Annotated in this window: 10 protein-coding genes; 2 read left to right on the plus strand and 8 right to left on the minus strand. The window is 49.1% G+C overall.

Going from position 1 to position 18,076, the window contains the following annotated elements:
• Positions 1–106 precede the first annotated feature (106 nt).
• The 5 genes from CHA6605_RS12560 to CHA6605_RS12580 form a co-directional block, all read right to left on the minus strand.
• Positions 107–859, minus strand: a complete 753-nt coding sequence (locus CHA6605_RS12560; protein WP_015159814.1) for a COG4280 domain-containing protein — start codon at positions 857–859, stop codon at positions 107–109.
• 9 nt (positions 860–868) lie between these two features.
• A complete protein-coding gene (locus CHA6605_RS12565) occupies positions 869–1,939 on the minus strand; it encodes an LLM class flavin-dependent oxidoreductase (protein WP_015159815.1) in 1,071 nt (356 codons plus the stop codon).
• Positions 1,940–2,166: 227 nt separating this feature from the next.
• Positions 2,167–6,837 (minus strand): type I polyketide synthase, encoded by a 4,671-nt coding sequence (locus CHA6605_RS12570; RefSeq protein WP_015159816.1) that lies wholly within the window; start codon positions 6,835–6,837, stop codon positions 2,167–2,169.
• A gap of 243 nt (positions 6,838–7,080) precedes the next feature.
• The gene (locus CHA6605_RS12575; protein ID WP_015159817.1) at positions 7,081–10,575 is read right to left on the minus strand and encodes a non-ribosomal peptide synthetase; all 3,495 of its coding nucleotides are present in this window, start codon (positions 10,573–10,575) and stop codon (positions 7,081–7,083) included.
• 375 nt (positions 10,576–10,950) lie between these two features.
• The gene (locus CHA6605_RS12580) at positions 10,951–12,480 is read right to left on the minus strand and encodes a 3-oxoacyl-[acyl-carrier-protein] synthase III C-terminal domain-containing protein (protein ID WP_015159818.1); all 1,530 of its coding nucleotides are present in this window, start codon (positions 12,478–12,480) and stop codon (positions 10,951–10,953) included.
• Positions 12,481–12,621: 141 nt separating this feature from the next.
• On the opposite strand from CHA6605_RS12580, the gene CHA6605_RS34120 reads away from it, so the two are divergent.
• Entirely contained in the window at positions 12,622–12,876 is a 255-nt protein-coding gene (locus CHA6605_RS34120) for a hypothetical protein (RefSeq protein ID WP_157259975.1), read from the plus strand.
• Between the two features lie 49 nt (positions 12,877–12,925).
• Complete coding sequence (locus CHA6605_RS12585) at positions 12,926–14,302, plus strand: MFS transporter (RefSeq protein ID WP_015159819.1); 1,377 nt, start codon at positions 12,926–12,928, stop codon at positions 14,300–14,302.
• Between the two features lie 381 nt (positions 14,303–14,683).
• Here CHA6605_RS12585 and CHA6605_RS12590 read toward each other — a convergent pair whose 3' ends face one another.
• The 3 genes from CHA6605_RS12590 to CHA6605_RS12600 form a co-directional block, all read right to left on the minus strand.
• Positions 14,684–16,036 carry a salicylate synthase gene (locus CHA6605_RS12590; RefSeq protein WP_015159820.1) on the minus strand — a complete coding sequence of 451 codons (1,353 nt, stop codon included), beginning with the start codon at positions 16,034–16,036 and terminating at the stop codon, positions 14,684–14,686.
• Between the two features lie 87 nt (positions 16,037–16,123).
• The gene (locus CHA6605_RS12595) at positions 16,124–17,659 is read right to left on the minus strand and encodes a benzoate-CoA ligase family protein (RefSeq protein ID WP_015159821.1); all 1,536 of its coding nucleotides are present in this window, start codon (positions 17,657–17,659) and stop codon (positions 16,124–16,126) included.
• Between the two features lie 24 nt (positions 17,660–17,683).
• Positions 17,684–17,941 carry a phosphopantetheine-binding protein gene (locus CHA6605_RS12600; RefSeq protein ID WP_015159822.1) on the minus strand — a complete coding sequence of 86 codons (258 nt, stop codon included), beginning with the start codon at positions 17,939–17,941 and terminating at the stop codon, positions 17,684–17,686.
• Between the last annotated feature and the right edge of the window lie 135 nt (positions 17,942–18,076).

An 18,076-nucleotide genomic window follows, 5' to 3' on the forward strand; every position in this document is an offset into this window, starting at 1 on the left:
AATAACTCAAATTATCCTCGATCGATAGGTTAGCCAGCGGTTAAAACCGCCACTAGTGATGCAAAGTCCGCGTAGGCGGACTAATATTATTAATTTGAATAACCCACTACTGTTCTACCCGATCGACAATTTCAACCGTTAAGATATTGCGTTTCAACCACCACAAAACAATCGCCGCAATCCCGCTATAAGCCAGCACGATCGCGGCAATCGCTAAATCCCCAAATAACCAATCAAAACCCAACCCCTCGCCCAACCAAAATGTCCCCAAACTACCTAATAAAATACCCGATCCTAACTTAATTAATAACTCCGGTACATTTAATAAATACTGGTGTAAAACCGTGACAATCAGTACTGAAAATACCAGCGCGATCGCCGTACCAGCTAAAGATTCATACCAAGCACCTGAAGCTAATCCTAATGTCACAACTAAAATGGCAACCTCAAAAGTTTCGAGGATTGCACTTTTTGCCATCACCCAGAAATTCAATTGATTGAATCCCAAATTCTGCCCATCTAATACTATTTCCTCAGCAGCAAGAGGATCTTCAGACATCCACCCTGCTCGTTTGCCTTTTGCCAGCCGTTTAATAGATTTATTTACCCATCGCGAACCAAACCAAAGTAAGGTTACGCCGACGAGAATTTCCAGCCAGTTGAGGGGAATCGATCGCAAGATACCGCCAAAGGGAATGGCAATTATTCCAACTAGTAATATGCCAAAAATACTACCCGCAATCGCTTCTTTTTGATAACCCGATCGCGCGATCGCATAGGCAATTACGGCAATCTCCAAAAAATCGATCGCAGCACCACCGATGGCGGCGATGAGAATGTTCCAGTTAATGTCTATCATCTAGTTTATTTAACTCACTAAAGTTTTGACTCGATCGATTGACGTATAACTATGTTTGATATCCTTGAGAAAATCCAAGCTTTCCATTACCCACTCAAATTCCACGCCAAAATCAATTAATGCAGCAACTTCATCGACTCCGGCTTGCTGTAAACTATCAATAATTGTTCGGCACTGTGTCGGCGTTCCCATCAGTACTTTGCCATTAAAATAAGTCTCGAAGCTAAATTCTAACAAATCATCGAGATCGCGGGCGGTCATAGTTTTTGGATCGATCGAGAATCGTAGATCGCCAGCAGATTTGACGACTAGATCGAAGTGAGTTTTTAGGTAGTTTTTGAATGGTTGTTTGACTTTAATTTTGACAGATTCTAGATCGTCACCGATGAAGGTATGAATCATCATGGATACTTTTCCACTCTGCGGATCGCGACCACTTTGGGCTAGGGCTTGACGATATAAAGTAATTTTGCAGAGGATTTCATCTAAGCTTTGATATAGGGGGGATGTGAGAATATTCGCGCCGATTTTACCTGCTTCAATAAATGATTCATCGGATAGCGAAGTAATCCAAATTGGTACTTGTGGCTGCAATGGTTTGGGGAATGTATTGATGCTCACAGGTTTACCATGCCCGCCGATTAGTTCGATCGATTCGCCCTGCCAAAGTTGTTGAACTACTTGAATATCGCGCCACATAATGGCTTTTTTGTCGGCGTATTTTTCGGGTGCGAGCACAAAATCATTGGGATGCCAACCAGGGGCAAATGAGAGTCCGACTCGTCCTTGAGAGAAGTTGTCTACCATTGCCCATTCTTCGGCGACGCGCAAGGGATCTTGCAAGGGCATGACGACGCTACCAGAGCGGATTTGAATGTTATCGGTAAGGGCGGCGATCGCGGCTCCAGCGACGGCTGGATTAGGGTACAAGCCACCAAAAGCATCAAAATGACGTTCGGGAATCCAAACTGCGGCAAACCCATGTCGATCGGCGAATTTCGCGCCTTCGATCAGTAGGCGATATTTGTCGCGGCTGGTGGTGGAGCCGTCTCCAGAAAAGTAAAACAAACTGAATTCCATGCTTTAAATCCTCTATTTCAAAACTATATTTAACGCGAGTTTCTTCTTGCGGAGAGACTATGCCAACGGGTTAAGGATATTTGCTTCGTTCTAGCACCGCCAGCGATTGAAATCGTGCCTAGTGATGCAAAGTCCGCCTACGCGGACTGGGATATTAGTCCGCGTAGGCGGACTTTGTATCATGAGCGGGGGTTTCCAACCCCACGGCGGTGTTAGAACGGAGCTGACTAACTTATTGCCTGTTCCCGATCTAATCGATCGCGTACTTCATCGATCGACAAATTTTCAATCTCGGCTAACAGGCGAATCATTTCATCAGGATCGTCTGGCTCACAGAGGAGATCGGCGATGATGGCTGCCAATCCGGCTACGGTTGGGGCTTCGGATAGGAGGGTTCGCAGGGATAGATCGACGGGGTAGATTTCGCGGAGTTGGGAGACAATCCGCACGGCGAGGAGGGAATGTCCGCCAAGCTCGAAGAAGTTATCATTTGCACCGATTTGGGCGATACCGAGTTGGTTTTGCCATAGTTGGGCGATTCGTTGCTCGATCTCGGTGCTGGGTGCGATGTAGGCGGTTTGAATCGATCGAGTGTGTTCCGCTGCTGTTGTCTGTTCGGGGCTAGGTTGGGGAGTTGCGGCAGTTGATACAGTGCGCTGCTGTTGTTGTTTCAGGACTGTTTGCCAGTCTTGAGTAGAGACGATCGCCCGATCGAGATCGCTGTGAAGGATACGCTGGAGGGCTTCCCATCCGGCGGCGGGGGCGATGCCTGTGGCGAGGGCTGCTAATCGTTCCTGTTTGAGATGGGTGGGTAGTCCGGTGAGATCGGCTCCCATACCGACTTCTTGCCAGATATCCCAGTCGATCGAGATGGTGCGATAGTTGGGGTTGCGGTTTTGGGCGAGGGCGAAGGCATCGAGAAAATTGTTGGCGGCGCAATAGTCAATTTGTCCCATCCCGCCGAGCAAGGCACTGTGTGAGGAGAATAAGACTAAGAAATCGAGGTGTTTGTCGCGGTAGATGCGCTCGAGTACTAGTGTGCCTTGGACTTTGGGGCGCATGACGTTGGCTGCGGTTTCGGGGGTTTTAAGTTGGATGATGCCGTCGCCTGGGATACCCGCTGTGTGGAAGATGCCGTTAATTTGCCCGTAGGTTTGCTGGATTTGCCCCTGAATGGCTGCCATTTGGGCTAGATCGGCAACGTCGGCATTTAGTACGAGTATTTCTGCCCCGATCGCTTGGAGGGATTGGAGTTGGCGGATTTTGATACTTGTTTTATCCGCTTCATCATGAGTTGTCAACCAGCTTTCCCATTTAGCTCGATCTGGAAATGGCGAACGACCGATTAGAATAAGTTTTGGCTGTATTATCGTCTGGGCTAGATGTGTGGCGATCGTCAGTCCGATTCCACCCATCCCGCCTGTAATCAGATATACGCCCCGATTTCGTAATGATGTTGGCGACTCGACGGGGTTTAAATACAGGGGTTCGGCGATCGGCAACCAGCGATAATTGCCCCGATAAGCGACGATTGGATCGCTCGATGTCTTAGCCTGAGTCAGAATCTCAGCGATCGTCCGATCTATATCCCAGTCCGCGTAGCGAAAAGTGCGTTCTTGGGGTTTCCCCAAGTGAAGCACCTTTTCAAGACAGGCGGACTTTGCACCACCAGCAACGACTTCCAGTCGTTGTGCCATATCGATCGCACAGCAGCTAATATGTGGATATTCTTGAGGAATGACTCGACAAGCTCCCAAAATAGTCGCTGTTTCCGGTTGAATCGTTTCGGTGCCCGTGACATCTTGACTATTGCTAGTCACTACGCCAATGTGGATCGGATCGTTGCTATTTTGATGCCCGATCGCTTGAGCTAGATAGAGCAAACTATAGAAGCCCAAGGTTTGCGACTCTTCAAAGCACAGATCCGCGCCCAGCGTCCAGAGATGAGTAATAATGGGTGCTCGATCTACAGATAACACTGATTGCATCAGTGTCTCATAGTGGCTGAGATCGCTAGGATCGATCGTATAAATATCGTTATTGTGGCTAAATTGAGTACCAATTTCGACCTCAATTACTCGATCGCCCTGTTGCTGCAAGCGTTGTGCCATCGAGTCTGCGAATCCCAATCGGGCACTAAATATTACCCAACAACGCGATCGATCTGTCGGCACGATCGCGGGTGAAACCGCCCGCTTCCAAGAGGGGACATAGAACCAGTCGCCGATATCCGCTTTTTTAACTGGCGTAACTAGAGCGCGATTTAGCTCGTTTAGTGCAGGTGCGTCGATCCAGTACCGCTGTCGATCGAAGGGATAGGTAGGCAGGGGTACGCGCTGGCATTCCCGATCGGCATAAAAGCTAGTCCAATCAACTTCCACGCCACTCAACCACAGTTGCCCCAAGGTTTTCAGCATCAATTCTAGATCCGAAGATTTATCCTGGGGATGGGGGAGGGAATAAAGAATAGTCCGATCTGGTGCCTGTTGTTTGGTTAAGGTGCCCAGAGTTCGCCCTGCCCCGACTTCTAGGAAGATCGCCTCGGTATTGGTTAATAACTCTGCCATCCCTGCTGCAAATTGCACGGGCTGACGCAAATGCTGCACCCAGTAGCACGGATCGGTGGCGGCTGCGGGTGTTATCCAAGTTCCCGTAACATTGGAAATAAACGGAAGTTGGGGCGGATGGAGCGTAATCTGGCGCAAACATTCGACGAATGGCTCGATCGCGCCCTCCATCAGGGGCGAATGGAAGGCATGGGAAGTATGCAACGGACGGCAAGTAATCCCTCGCGTTGCCAGTAGGCTCTCTAATCCCGCGATCGCTTCAACTGTCCCCGAAACTACATTCAGAGTGGGACTATTATGAGCCGCGAGGTAAAGGGTGTCATCGAGTAAGGGCTGGAGATCTGCGGCGGCTAAATGGACGGCTAGCATCGTGCCCGTCGGCTGCTGCTGCATTAATATTCCGCGCGTGACAACTACCGTCAGCGCATCCTCCAGCGAGAAGACACCCGCTAAACAGGCGGCGACATATTCACCGATACTATGTCCGATCGCGCCTTGCGGGGTTACGCCCCAAGACATCCAGAGTTGGGCGAGGGCATATTCGATCGTAAATAAGGCAGGTTGGGCGATCGCGGTTTGGGTGAGTTGGTGGGTAGCTGTGGCGAGATCGGCTGAATCAGCAAATAATACCGATCGGAGATCGATATCGTGCTGGGATTGCAGGAACGTCAAACAGCGATCGACATCCGATCGAAAGGTAGCTTCGCTTTCATACAGTTCTCGTCCCATATTGACATATTGGGAACCTTGACCGGAAAACATCAACATTATCGGCGGATTGCTAGCTGTTGTCTGCCCTGTAAATACCTGCGGCGAATCTTCCGCTGATAAGGCTTGCACGGCATTATCTAAGCTAGAAACGATCGCAAATCGCCGTCGATCGAATGCCCACCGCCCCATTTGTAATGTATAAGCAACATCGGCTAAATTCAGTTCGGGTGACTGTTTGAGTCGATCGCTTAAATTAACCGTCGATCGATCTAATGCTGTCGCTGTTTTCGCTGACAGTGCCAACAGTTGATAAGCTCTCGGTTGTGAAGTTGCCGGATCGAGGGGCGGAGCTTCTTCTAAAATGGCATGAACATTCGTACCGCCAAAACCGAAGGAACTCACCCCCGCTCGACGTGGAGTACCGTTAGTTTCCCATTCAGTTAACTTAGTATTGACATAAAAGGGACTACTAGCAAAATCAATTTGCGGATTGGGAGTTTCAAAATGAAGACTGGGGGGAATCCGTTTGTGATGCAGTGCCAACACCGTTTTGATGAATCCGGTAATCCCCGCCGCCGCATCTAAATGTCCGATATTAGTTTTGACAGATCCGATCGCGCAAAACTGCTTGAGATCTGTCGATGCGCGAAAAGCTTGCGTCATTGCGGCAACTTCGATCGGATCGCCCAATGCCGTACCCGTACCGTGAGTTTCCATATAGCTAATGGTTTCCGGCTCGACTTCCGCCATCAATTGCGCGGCGCGAATCACTTTAGCTTGTCCTTCCTGACTGGGTGCGGTGTAGCCGACTTTCATCGCCCCATCATTATTAATCGCCGAACCTTTGACTACCGCATAAATCCGATCTCGATCGGCGATCGCATCTTCCAGCCGTTTCAATACTACAATTCCCAGCCCGTTACCGCCCACAGTGCCATTAGCGTTACAGTCGAAGGCGCGACAATGCCCATCGGGAGACACGATTTCATCAGGTGAGAGGGTAGTTTCACTCTGCGGTACTTTCACCGCCACCCCAGCAGCCAGAGCCATGTCACACTCGCCACTGAGCAGACTTTGACAGGCTAAATGCACCGCAACTAAGGAACTAGAACAAGCCGTCCCCATGCTGATACTCGGCCCCTTGAGGTTCAATTTATAAGAGACGCGAGTGGGTAAATAATCTTTATCAACTCCCACTAATGTGGGCAAAAATCCCCGCGATTCAATCAATCCTGGATTCGGGCTGAGGTTATATAACAGGTAAGTTCCCATCCCCACACCTGCAAATACCCCGATCGCGCGCTCCTCATTTTCCGAGCTATAACCCGCATTTTCGAGAGCTTCCCAAGCAGATTCCAAAAACAACCGATGTTGAGGGTCCATTGTTTCAGCTTCCTTGGGATTGAAACCGAAAAAAGCAGCATCAAATCGATCGACATCCTTTAGCACCGCCCCAAACCGCTCGATCCCATTAGAGCGCGTCTCACCATCAGTAAGTGGGGTAATTAATTCGACTCCATTTTCTAAATTTCGCCAAAAGTCCTCGATCGTCTCCCCGCCCGCAAATTTGCCAGCAAGTCCAATTACTGCTATTTCTAAACCGTTAAAATTTGAATTCATATCACTATATGTCTATTGTTTTTGATAATCGATCGCTTAGAAAATCCCCTCCTAGGAGGGGTGCCCGTAGGGCGGGGTGGGTCAGATCTACGCTTCACACCAGCAACCCGATCGATGTTAATAGTGGGGTTGGGCAGGTTTGTACGAAAGTTAATTGCACGTTTGAACTAATTGCATAAACCTGCCCCTACAGGTTATCTAGATCCCCGACTTCTCAAAGAAGTCGGGGATCTGATTCTCACTCTATTTACTAGCCAATTTCGATCGTTCCAACCGTTGCTTCAACCGATCTTTACCCTGACTTAACTTCTGCCGATTCTCAACACTTTGCTGACCCAAATTATTAACATCCTTAGCCTGCATCAACCGCTGCGTCAAAGCCCTCACCGTCGGATAATTAAACAAATCTACCAACGAAATAGATCCAATTTGTGCTGGTAAAACTTCTGCCAACTTACGATAAACAGTAGTAATTAATAGTGAATTAGCACCGAGATCGAAGAAATTATTAGTAACTCCAATCTCCTCGATTTCTAATACTGATTGAAAAATGGACGTGATCGATCGTTCGATTTCATTCTGCGGAGCTGCATAAACTACCTCCCGCGATCGAAATAGATCCAATTGGGTGGGTAATGCTTGCCTGTCAACTTTGCCATTAACTGATAGCGGCAAAGCATCCAAAAACATGAAACTCGATGGCACCATATAATCGGGGAGTTTGCGCCCCAGAGAGTCGCTTAGTTCCTCGACGGTGGGTAAATCTGGGTGTCCAGATACGATATAAGCCACCAACCGCGCTTGCTGGCTATCGCCGATCGCTTTGACGATCGCGGTTTGTACGGCGGGATGCTGCATCAGAGCCGCTTCCACTTCTCCAGCTTCGATCCGATAGCCGCGTAGCTTGATTTGGAAGTCTACCCGTCCCAAAATTTCGATCGTGCCATCTGGTAAATAACGACCGCGATCGCCTGTACGATAGAGCCTTTCCCCTGTGCGCGGATGAATGATAAAGTTAGCCTGCGTTCGTTCCTCGTCGCGCCAATAACCTTTGGCTACCTGTACCCCAGCGCAATACATTTCTCCCGCAACCCAGGTGGGACAGTTATTTAAAGCTGGATTTAAGATGTAATATTTAGCATTTGCCATCGGTTGCCCATAGGGAATGCTGTTCCAAGTAGGATCGACTGCGCCGATCGAATAGCCGATATTCCAAATTGTAGTTTCGGTGGGGCCGCCAATACTCAATAATTCGATGTCTGGTGCTACAAAGCGAATCCGCTCTGGCAGAGTTAATGGCAGCCAATCCCCACCTAAAATCGCCAAGCGTAAGTTAGTTGTAAATGGCGTATCGCCGACGGCATTTACCAACATTTCCATCATCGGCGGTACTGAGTTCCACAATGTCACCTGTTCGCGCTGGATTAATTCTGCCCAATGGTTGGGATCTTTAATCAGCCGCGCATCGGGGATAACGATCGATCCACCCGCCGCCAACAGTCCGAAGATGTCATACACGGATAAGTCGTGATTGAGGGCGGTGAGAGCTAACATGCGATCGGCAGATCCGACTTGAAACCGTTGGTTGGTATACACTACCACGTTAGCCACATTCCGATGTGTCACCATTACCCCTTTCGGTAAGCCAGTGGAACCGGAGGTGTAGATTACATAAGCCAAATCGTCGGGAGTTTGGATGGATTCGAGCGGTGCATTACTTTTTGTTGTTAAATCTTCAGTATCGATCGATATTCGCTGAATCGATTCATCCCACTGTAATTTGTCCTCCAACCAAGATTGAGTTAGTACAGTCTCAATCTCACTATGTTTGAGTAAATACTGAAGGCGTTCCGGTGGTAAATCGGGTGCGATCGGCACATAAGCCGCCCCAGATGCTAAAATCCCGATCGCGGCGACGATCTGTTCCCAACCTTTTTCCATCACCACGCCGATTAATCGGTTCGGCTGTGCGCCAAGCTGTCGCAAGCGATGAGCGATGCTATTGGCGCGATCGCTCAATTCTCCATAAGTTAGGGATTTACCCGCAGCGATAACGGCGATATTATTGGGTGCTTGGAACACGCGATCGGCAAACAGTTCGTGTAATAATGCCTCAGAAATCGGTGCATCTGTCGCGTTAACTGCCTCCCGTGCTAGTAATTGCGCTGGGGGTAGCAGTTGGGGATTTTGCTCGTGCCAGATGGCATCATCATTTGCTAGCTGTTGGAGTAAATCGCAGTAAGCAGCAAACATCTCGGCGATCGCACCTGCGGGAAATAATTCTTCCACAACATCCCAATTGAATGTCAGGGTTTCTTGCTCCTCCCACACTTGAATATCCATCCAAGCTTGCGAGGCTTGACTGATTCCATACACTAACTCCCCAAAATGGCTGAATGTCAAGGTTTCTTGACCGATTCCCGCAAATCCCAGCGTACTGGTAAAGATGACAGGCATCGCATTCGGGACATTCCCTTGACGGCGGGTGAGTTCCCGCGTCACTCGCACCCCACTATAGTAGCGGTGTTCCAAATCTTGCCAGAGTTGGGTTTGAATCCGCATCGCTCGATCGCGAAGCGTGCCAACTCCTTGGCAATCGCGAAATGATTCACCAGCAGAATTATCTACCCCTAGCAGCGTTACCGAAGTGAAATCTCCCAACAAGTTATTGACTTGAGGGTGCATCGGCAATCGATTGAATAGTGCCAAATTGAGCGTGAATTGGGGATTCTGGCTCCACAGCGCGAGAATTTCCGCAAAAGCAGCCAGCAACATCCCTGAAGGAGTCAGCCCGATATTTTTGGCTTTCTGCTTCAGCCGTTGCCAGTCTGCCGTCTCCATTTGCGCGTTATAACGCCGACAGCGATGCTGTTTGAGTTCCTTGGGACTTTTCGCCAAGGGTAAATCGGGCGCGGGTGGTAGCTTATCGATCCGCTCGATCCAATATGCCCGCGATCGCTTATATAGTTGGGTTTGACAGAGATTTTGTTCGGCGATCGCATAGTCCCGAAACGAGATATCTAATGCGGGCAACACGCAATCTGGCTGCTGATAAACTTGAAACCATTCCTCAAACAGCCGAAACAAGCTCCAAGCATCAAATACCAGCAAATCGTAACTAATATGCAACCGTAATCGCGCACCATCCAACCGCGTCGCCCGAAAATCAAACAACGGAAAGCGATCGGCTGGTAATACCTGATGAGACATCTCCTCCCGAATCGCCGCCAATCCAGTCTCGATTTCAGTCTCAGTCTTACCCCTTAAATCCACAACAGGCATCTGGTAAAGCGGCACCTTCCGCAGAATCTGCTGCTGTCCATCCGGCATTACCACCGCCCGTAACATATCATGTCGATCGATTAATCGTTGTAGCGCGATATTCAATCGATCGACATCCAGATCGTCGCCTTCAATTTCGTAATAACCATGATTGGAAACACCACCCAATTCCAAAATTCCACTTCGCCCAATCCAAAAAGCGTGCTGCATATCCGTCAGCGGAAACGGCTCATAACGCGATGCTGGATCGGGATCGATCGCAGGTAAATCATTCACAGGCTGGCGATCGCGATGTTGATGCAACAACTCGATAATCTCGGCTTTCTGCTCTGTCAGAGCCTCACGCACTTCACTCGTTAATGTCCCCTTGGGCGCATCCACAATCAGCGCATCTCCCTCGATGGATAATTTAATACCGCGATCGGCTAGTGAATCAATTAGTAAATGTAGATTCATAAATTGAGAATTAATAATTGATAATTGATAATTAAATAACGTCAGACATCCTAAGTTACCAACTTGTAAGTAATAACTAGCTCCGTTTCAGCACCACCCTCAAATGAATTTGGGGCTAAGAGCAAAAGTCCATTGAAATGGACTAATTGGAATTGCTGTAAATACCTAGACAGAATTGACAAATAGATAATTTTTATCCACTACAGAAAAGATGTCCAAGCAAAATATTGTGTAATTAATTATGTCTACCTACTTAGTTCTCTGAAGAGAACTTATGCTATTAGCCCGAAATTCATTTCAGGGCGGTTGATGACTAAGCAATAGTTTCAAGATCTGTAACTTGAGTTTCGCCCATCAATCCAATACCCCAAACCCTTACAAGCTAAACACCTCTCGCCCCGATCGATCCACATCGCCCTCATCCCTCACCACCCCTGAAATCGTTTCCGCCATCGCCATTCGATCGAGCAAAAACTCCGTCAGATCGCGAATATTCCGCTCCCCCACAAACTGCTCCATCGGTACCCGAATCCCCAAACTAGCTTCGAGTTGACTCCGAAAGATCGTCGCCACCAAAGAATCTAACAACGTCGTCAGCACCACTTGCGGATCGAGATCCGCTGGCGAAACTTGGCGTAAATTGGCTAAGGATTCCACTAAATAAGGTTCGAGAATGGCATGACGATCGCCCGCAGGCACCGCCAGTAGCCGTTCTTTAATCCCAATCTCAGTAATCGCCACCGGATTACTAACTGGTGCTACGAAACTCTCGATCGCCTTGGTGGCGCGCTTCGCGTTCGTCGATCGAATCGGCACCACTTCAGTATTACTAGTACCCAACGCCACATCACCCCAGCGGATAACCATCGCCGCCGCCGTCGCACCCGCACCATTGGCATACACCAGCACCAAATCGTCTGGACGAATTTTGCCACTAGCCGCCGCATGATAGAGATTGGCAAGGGGAAAAACTGGCCCGATATTGGCGTATGTCGGGTAAAGATCGATAACCCGCTCTGGATCGATTCCCAGTGCTTTGGCACAAACGCTGGCATACCAAGCTGTCGGGGTATTAAACGCAAAATAATCGATCCGATCGAGACTAATTCCCGCCGCTGCTACCGCTGACTGACAGCATTCGCGCACCGTATCGGCTGCTGTTACTGCAAGGCTGCTGACATTTTCCCCCGTTCCCGTTTGAATGCGGGGATTGCCGTGGGCATCGATCGTCAGTTCGTGGGTATATGCCCCGCAAGTCTCGATCGTTGGGACGATCTGCGTACTGAGAATGCCGCGATTCGCTCGCTCGGCACCAACCACCATCGCTGCCGCACCATCACCCATCGACCAAGAAAGGGTATCGGCATCATTTACCGCCTGAGAGCCAATGTGGGACACCACAATTAAAATTTGGCGATAGGTGCCAGTTTGAATGAACGCCTGGGCGGTTTGGAGCGCGATTAATGCACTGGCACAAGTAGATTCTAGATTCCATGCCGGACAGCGCAAACCCAATTGCTGGGCGAGATGAGTCGCCAAACCAGGGCCGACATCACTAGGAAACAGGGAAGAGACGATCGCCAAATCCACATCTGCCGTTGTCAGGTTTGCGGCTGTCAGAGCCGATCGCGCCGCTTGACATTCCAACAGCAGAGATGACTCATCACCCGCCAATACGCGCCGTTGGATGCTACCTCGGAACGGATCGGCTAAAAAAGGCGTAACTTCTTGCAACCACAGATCGATCCCACTGGGAGTAGGAATTAAGTCTGTAGCTGGAGTGTGCCTGACTTCTCGCTGTCGGGTTTGGGCAAATAAATCGGGGAATTTTTCTAGCCAATAATCGTTGGTGCGAATAGTCTGGGGAAAGTTGATGGCAAGCGATCGAATACTAACTGGCTGCATGGTAAATGCCGATTTTTAATTTAGATTTTTGCATATTATTCTCATTAATTTTAGAGAAGATGGCTCGATATTTAAAAGTTATCTTGAGTTAGGGGCTTGAAAGCCTGAGTAAGGACGGAGGGTATTGAAGTAGGGCAATTCATGAAGCGACGCGCGCTCCGGAGGAAACCTCCGGGTTTAGCGCGTCAAGACATTGCCCTACTTCAATGGCCGAAGATCGCCATAAATCGCTTAAAGCAGTTGCTCTGCAAGCATTTTATATTCTTGGGAAGGAACGATGCTTTAGGGATGAAGAAAAATAATGTCCAAACATCCTCTTCAGATCGATCGGGGAACAACGTCGATCTCATGCGCTCTCGATCGATCTCTAGTCTGGATCGGCAAAAGCATTATTGAGAATTTATATTAATATCTATATCACGATCTAAAATACAATTGCAATAGCATGGCGATCGATTATCGATATGTTGTGACATCCTTGTTAATCCTCAAAATTTTTGCCGTGCGTATCTTTACAATTCTCTGGAGCGGGCAGATGGCATCGGCGATTGGGACAGAAATGACCCAATTTGCCCTCACGATCTGGATTTGGCAACAGACTCAAACCACAACGGCGATCGCGCTACTGAGTTTCTTCTTTCTACTCCCACAGATTTCGATCTCCCTATTGGCAGGGATAATTATCGATCGCTTCAATCGTCAGAAATTGATGATTTTTAGCGATGTCTGCGTGGGCGCATGTACGATAACGATCGGGTTGCTACACTCGATCGGCTCGCTCCAGATCTGGCACCTGTATGGTTTAGCCGTCATCTATGGCTGTTGCGGACAACTCCAAGGGCTAGCTTTTTCCGCATCGATTTCGTCGATCGTGGACAGAAAACACTACAGCCGCGTCAGCAGCATGAGAACACTGATTATGTACGGCGGGACAATTATTGCCCCCGCCCTGGTGGGTAGCTTGTATCCAAGCATCGGGTTAATGGGCATCATCGCGATCGATCTGGCAACCTTTATCATCGGGATTAGCACCGTGCTGATAGTGCGGATTCCGCAAGTCAAAAGTTCGCCTAGCGATCGAAACGACGGTAAAACCATCTGGCAACAACTGTTCTGGGGGATCGACTACATCCGCGCCAGACCCAGCCTAGTCGCCATTACCACCATCTTTTGCCTGTTCCTATTTGCCTATCAAACCAGCGAAACCCTATACCCGCCAATGATTTTGGCACGGACGGGTAGCAATGCCCAAATCCTCAGTACCGTCGCCATCTCCGCCGGAATCGGCGGTGTCGTCGGTGCAGTAGTTCTGAGCATCGTCGGCGGCGTACCGCGCCAAATTCAGGGGATGTTAATCGCCTTTATCGGAGTCGGCTTGGGCAGTCTAGCGTTAGGTTTGGGGCAAACCCAAGCGGTGTGGATGTTAGCCCAATTCTTCGCCGCCTGTTGTATCCCCCTCGCCTACAGTTCCACCGATGCGATCTGGTACACCAAAGTCGAGCCAGCAGTGCAAGGGCGAGTATTAGCCGCCGCCCACACGATCGGGTCGATCGTCGGTGCCTTAGCCAGCCTCATCGCCGGAGTATTAGCCGATCGCGTTTTTGAACCACTAATGAATTCAGGCAACTCGATCGCTCTAGCCTTATCACCGCTATTCGGTACGGGTAAAGGATCGGGCATCGCCTTACTCGTGACAATCTCCGCCATTGCAATGGTATCGATCGGCATCGGCGGTAATGCCTTTCCCAACCTCCGCAATGCTGAAGCCCTGCTACCAGACTGCGATCGACCTAACCCCGACAGTGGCGAACTTAATCTATAACTGTGTCTACTTGCTAGGGAATGAATCAGCCCTGCTTCATATGAGGAAGGCTGGGGTGGAAAATCCCCTCCTCTCCTTCTACCGTGTATACACAAGTCCAGTAACAAGCGCAAATGGTCGAAATCCCCCTGTCTTGTCTCCCTAATCCGTCGGGGAACCCGACGTTGGCGCAGCCACTCCAAAGGAGTTACGGGAGCCGCTAAATCCCCCTTAAAAAGGGGGACTTTGGCTGGATCTTAGCCCCCTTTTTAAGGGGGTTTGGGGGATTTAGATCTAAAAACGAAGTCAACCATACTTGTGTACACACCGTAGCCCTCTCCTTAGGGAGAGGCTACGCCAACGGAGGGGTGCCCGTAGGGCGGGGTGGGTAGATCTCCGCAGCTACTCCGATTTCAACACCAAATTTGTCAACATCGTATTCATCTTATTCACCGACTCCACATACTCATTTTCTGGTACCGACTCAGCCACAATCCCCGCACCAGCATTGAAATGAATCGTGTCACCGTACTGATAAGCCGATCGAATCGCGATCGCCAGATCCGCCGTACCGCGACTATCGATCCAGCCAATCCCGCCCGCATATAGCCCCCGTGGTTCCGTTTCCAAGCGATCGATCCACTCCAATGCCGATCGTTTATTAATGCCCGAAACCGTAATCCCAGGGAATAACACCTTCAACGCATCCCAAAGTGTCTTATCGGGTTGCAGTTCCCCACCAACGCGAGAAGACAGATGTTGGACGCAGCGGTATTGCTTGACCTCCATAAAATCAAACACCCGCACGGTTTCCGGCACACAGAGCGAAGTTATTTCATCTTGAGCCAGCCAGATCGAGAGGGCATGTTCTTTTACCTCTTTGGCATCGGTAAATAACTCGCGATTTAACTGCTCGTCTCGCTCCAGATTTTCAGATCGGGGACGAGTTCCCGCGAGTGGGTTGGTAATTGCAAATCGATCCGCATCCACCGTCATCAAAATCTCAGGGCTGAAACCCACCGCGCTGACATCATCGAATTGGAAACAATACGATCGCGCTGAATTATTACTCTCAGTCCCCAGACGATAGGTACCCAACAGATCCATCTGTCCCTTAACTTTGACCGATCGAGCGATAATAGCTTTGTGCAAATGTCCGGCTTGAATTGCCTCTACCATTTCGCTCACTTTGGTTTGATAATCTTCGCGATCGGCAAAATCCAGAGTGGGTGGGGTGGCGGTATAATTCCGCAATGGAGACTCGATCGCTAGAGCTTCGATAATTTTAGTTAGAGATTTGACACTTTTAATCCGAATCCCTTTATCGGTAATCTGGAGTTCGGTTTCAGGAATCGAAAAATATAATAAGGGTTGCTCGATCGCCTTACTATAACTCGAATAAAACCGCGCCATATCGAAACCCACATAGCCATACGCCGTCCAATTTTCGATCGGTAATGATGCCAGCATCTTCTCTACCTGCTGGAGCGGATCGCCAACAATTCTCGTTCCGAGAGGCTCCGCCAACGATCGCGACTCGATTTCACCTAAATAATCTAAGGTTACAGTATCAGTACTCACCGCAATACTGGCTAAGGTATTCCCCGCAATCCGCGTCTGCCCATCGCCCTCGTAGAGCATATAACTGGAAAATAAACCAATATCTAACAAATTTTGTAATAAAGATTGCGGATCTTTGGTTTCTGGGACGAATAATTCATGGTAAACGAGCGGCTGAGTGTCGGTGGAAAACATAAGTAATTATTTAGTGGATAGTAAATAGTGGTTGTCAACGACTGGAAACCGCGCGGTTAAAAACCGCAACGGTTCGTAACCGCATCGCTAAATTTTCAACAATGCTTGACGATGTACTTTGCCAGTCGGTGTGCGTGGCAGCGCGTCCAAAAACTGGATGCTTTTGGGAACCTTAAATGGGGACAATTGCGCCTTCACCGCTTGGCGGATACTGCGCTCTAACTCGATCGAGGGTGCAAATTCAGATTTGAGACTCACATAGGCAATTACCTGCGTTAAATCTCCATCTAGCTCAGCACTAGGCACAACCGCCGCATCGAGGATACTTTGATGCTGGAGCAATACATCCTCCACTTCAAACGGAGATACCCACATCCCATTCACCTTAAAGAAGTCATCATTTCGCCCCATGAACCGAAAATAACCATCGGCATCGCGCACATATTTATCTCCCGTCCGCATCGTCGTCCCATATAAAGCCGATCGCGTTGCCGACAAACGGTTCCAGTAACCCAACATCAGGCTCTCGCCCGATACTTCTAATGCGCCAATTTCACCATCTGGGGCGGTGACTCCGCGATCGTCTACAACGCGCACATCATAGCCTGGTACCGGAAGACCTGAAGTACCCGGACGACATGCCCCCGGTTGATTAGAGAGAAATATATGCAGTAACTCCGTCGTCCCAATCCCCTCGCAAATCTCCAACCCATACATTTCTCGCCACTTGAGCCAGATGGTAGTGGGTAGCTGTTCGGCAGCCGACAGGCACAACCGTAATGAACTGGTATCCAAAGGCGCAATCTCAGCTAGTGACAGGATGCCAGCATAAATACCTGGAATGCCAAATAACACCGTCGGTTGGTAAGTTTGAATATCCGCAATAATATCAAACGCATTCGCCGCATCGGAGAGAATAGCCGCCGCACCTACCGACATCGGCATGTACAAGGTATTCCCCAATCCATAGGCAAAGGGGATTTTGGCAACGGAGTAGATAATGTCATCTGCCTGTAAACCGACCAACTCCTTGCCATAATTTTCGGCACAAACCACCATACTTTGATGCAGATGAATTACACCTTTTGGTCGTCCGGTACTGCCAGAGGTATACAGCCAGAATGCAGGTTCTTCGCGATCGGTTTGCACCCAATCGACGGATTCATCCTGTTGCTTCAGTAGAGAAATTAACGATCGATCGCCATCGGTTTGCACAACATGTTGCAGAAATGGCGACTCGACCGCCCCCAACCGTTCCAACCACGATCGATCTGTTACCAACACTTGAGCGCGACAGTCTTGGAGAATATACCGCACATCTTCCAACGTACAAGCTGTATTGATCGGGACTGGTACTACTCCCAACCAAATCGCCCCCCAGAAGGCAAACACAAATTCTGGCGTATCTGGTAATAAAATTGCGATCCGCCGTTCGCGATCCACGCCCAATTCGGCTAAAAATTTAGCCATCCGCCGCACCCAACTATGCACCTGAGCGTAAGTGTAAGTATCATCGCGGTAGTAAATAGCCACGCGATCTCGCCGATCTGGTGCTAAGTTGGCTTCAAGAAAATAAGCTGCCACGTTAAAGATATCGGGCAAGCTGGTAGATATAGTTTTCATCTGAAAATTTCTGGCGAGCGGGAATTATGAAGATCGAGCTGGCGAAGGTGCGACTACCATCTGACAAATTTCCGCCAATGTGAGATCTTGACGCGTTCCTAGCTTGAGATCGAGATCTAATTGGCGTTTCAATTCGAGAGATAGTTTGACTGTCTCGACCGAATCTAGCCCCAGATGTGCGTGGATGAGAGTGTCTTGGGCGATCGTGTTTTCAGGAATGCCCAAACCGACCAAAATCGCTTTGAGCGTATCCATTACCGTTAAGTCGTTCGTTCCTGTCATAGCGCATGATGAGTTTAAATTTTGAATTGTAAATTATGGCTGTGAAGTAGTATTGACTCTTACTCTCACTAAGCAGAGTAAGATAATCCGACGCTCGGACTGCCAAAATGCTGGCATCGATTTGGCAAAGCCAAC

The sequence above is a fragment of the Chamaesiphon minutus PCC 6605 genome, from assembly GCF_000317145.1.
Taxonomy (GTDB): domain Bacteria; phylum Cyanobacteriota; class Cyanobacteriia; order Cyanobacteriales; family Chamaesiphonaceae; genus Chamaesiphon; species Chamaesiphon minutus.

Coding starts and splice junctions, on each gene's coding strand:
- CHA6605_RS12585 (WP_015159819.1), top strand. CDS start 12,926: ATGGCGATCGATTATCGATATGTTGTGACATCCTTGTTAATCCTCAAA.
- CHA6605_RS12580 (WP_015159818.1), bottom strand. CDS start 12,480: ATGCAGCCAGTTAGTATTCGATCGCTTGCCATCAACTTTCCCCAGACT.
- CHA6605_RS12560 (WP_015159814.1), bottom strand. CDS start 859: ATGATAGACATTAACTGGAACATTCTCATCGCCGCCATCGGTGGTGCT.
- CHA6605_RS12565 (WP_015159815.1), bottom strand. CDS start 1,939: ATGGAATTCAGTTTGTTTTACTTTTCTGGAGACGGCTCCACCACCAGC.
- CHA6605_RS12600 (WP_015159822.1), bottom strand. CDS start 17,941: ATGACAGGAACGAACGACTTAACGGTAATGGATACGCTCAAAGCGATT.
- CHA6605_RS12595 (WP_015159821.1), bottom strand. CDS start 17,659: ATGAAAACTATATCTACCAGCTTGCCCGATATCTTTAACGTGGCAGCT.
- CHA6605_RS34120 (WP_157259975.1), top strand. CDS start 12,622: ATGAAGCGACGCGCGCTCCGGAGGAAACCTCCGGGTTTAGCGCGTCAA.
- CHA6605_RS12575 (WP_015159817.1), bottom strand. CDS start 10,575: ATGAATCTACATTTACTAATTGATTCACTAGCCGATCGCGGTATTAAA.
- CHA6605_RS12570 (WP_015159816.1), bottom strand. CDS start 6,837: ATGAATTCAAATTTTAACGGTTTAGAAATAGCAGTAATTGGACTTGCT.
- CHA6605_RS12590 (WP_015159820.1), bottom strand. CDS start 16,036: ATGTTTTCCACCGACACTCAGCCGCTCGTTTACCATGAATTATTCGTC.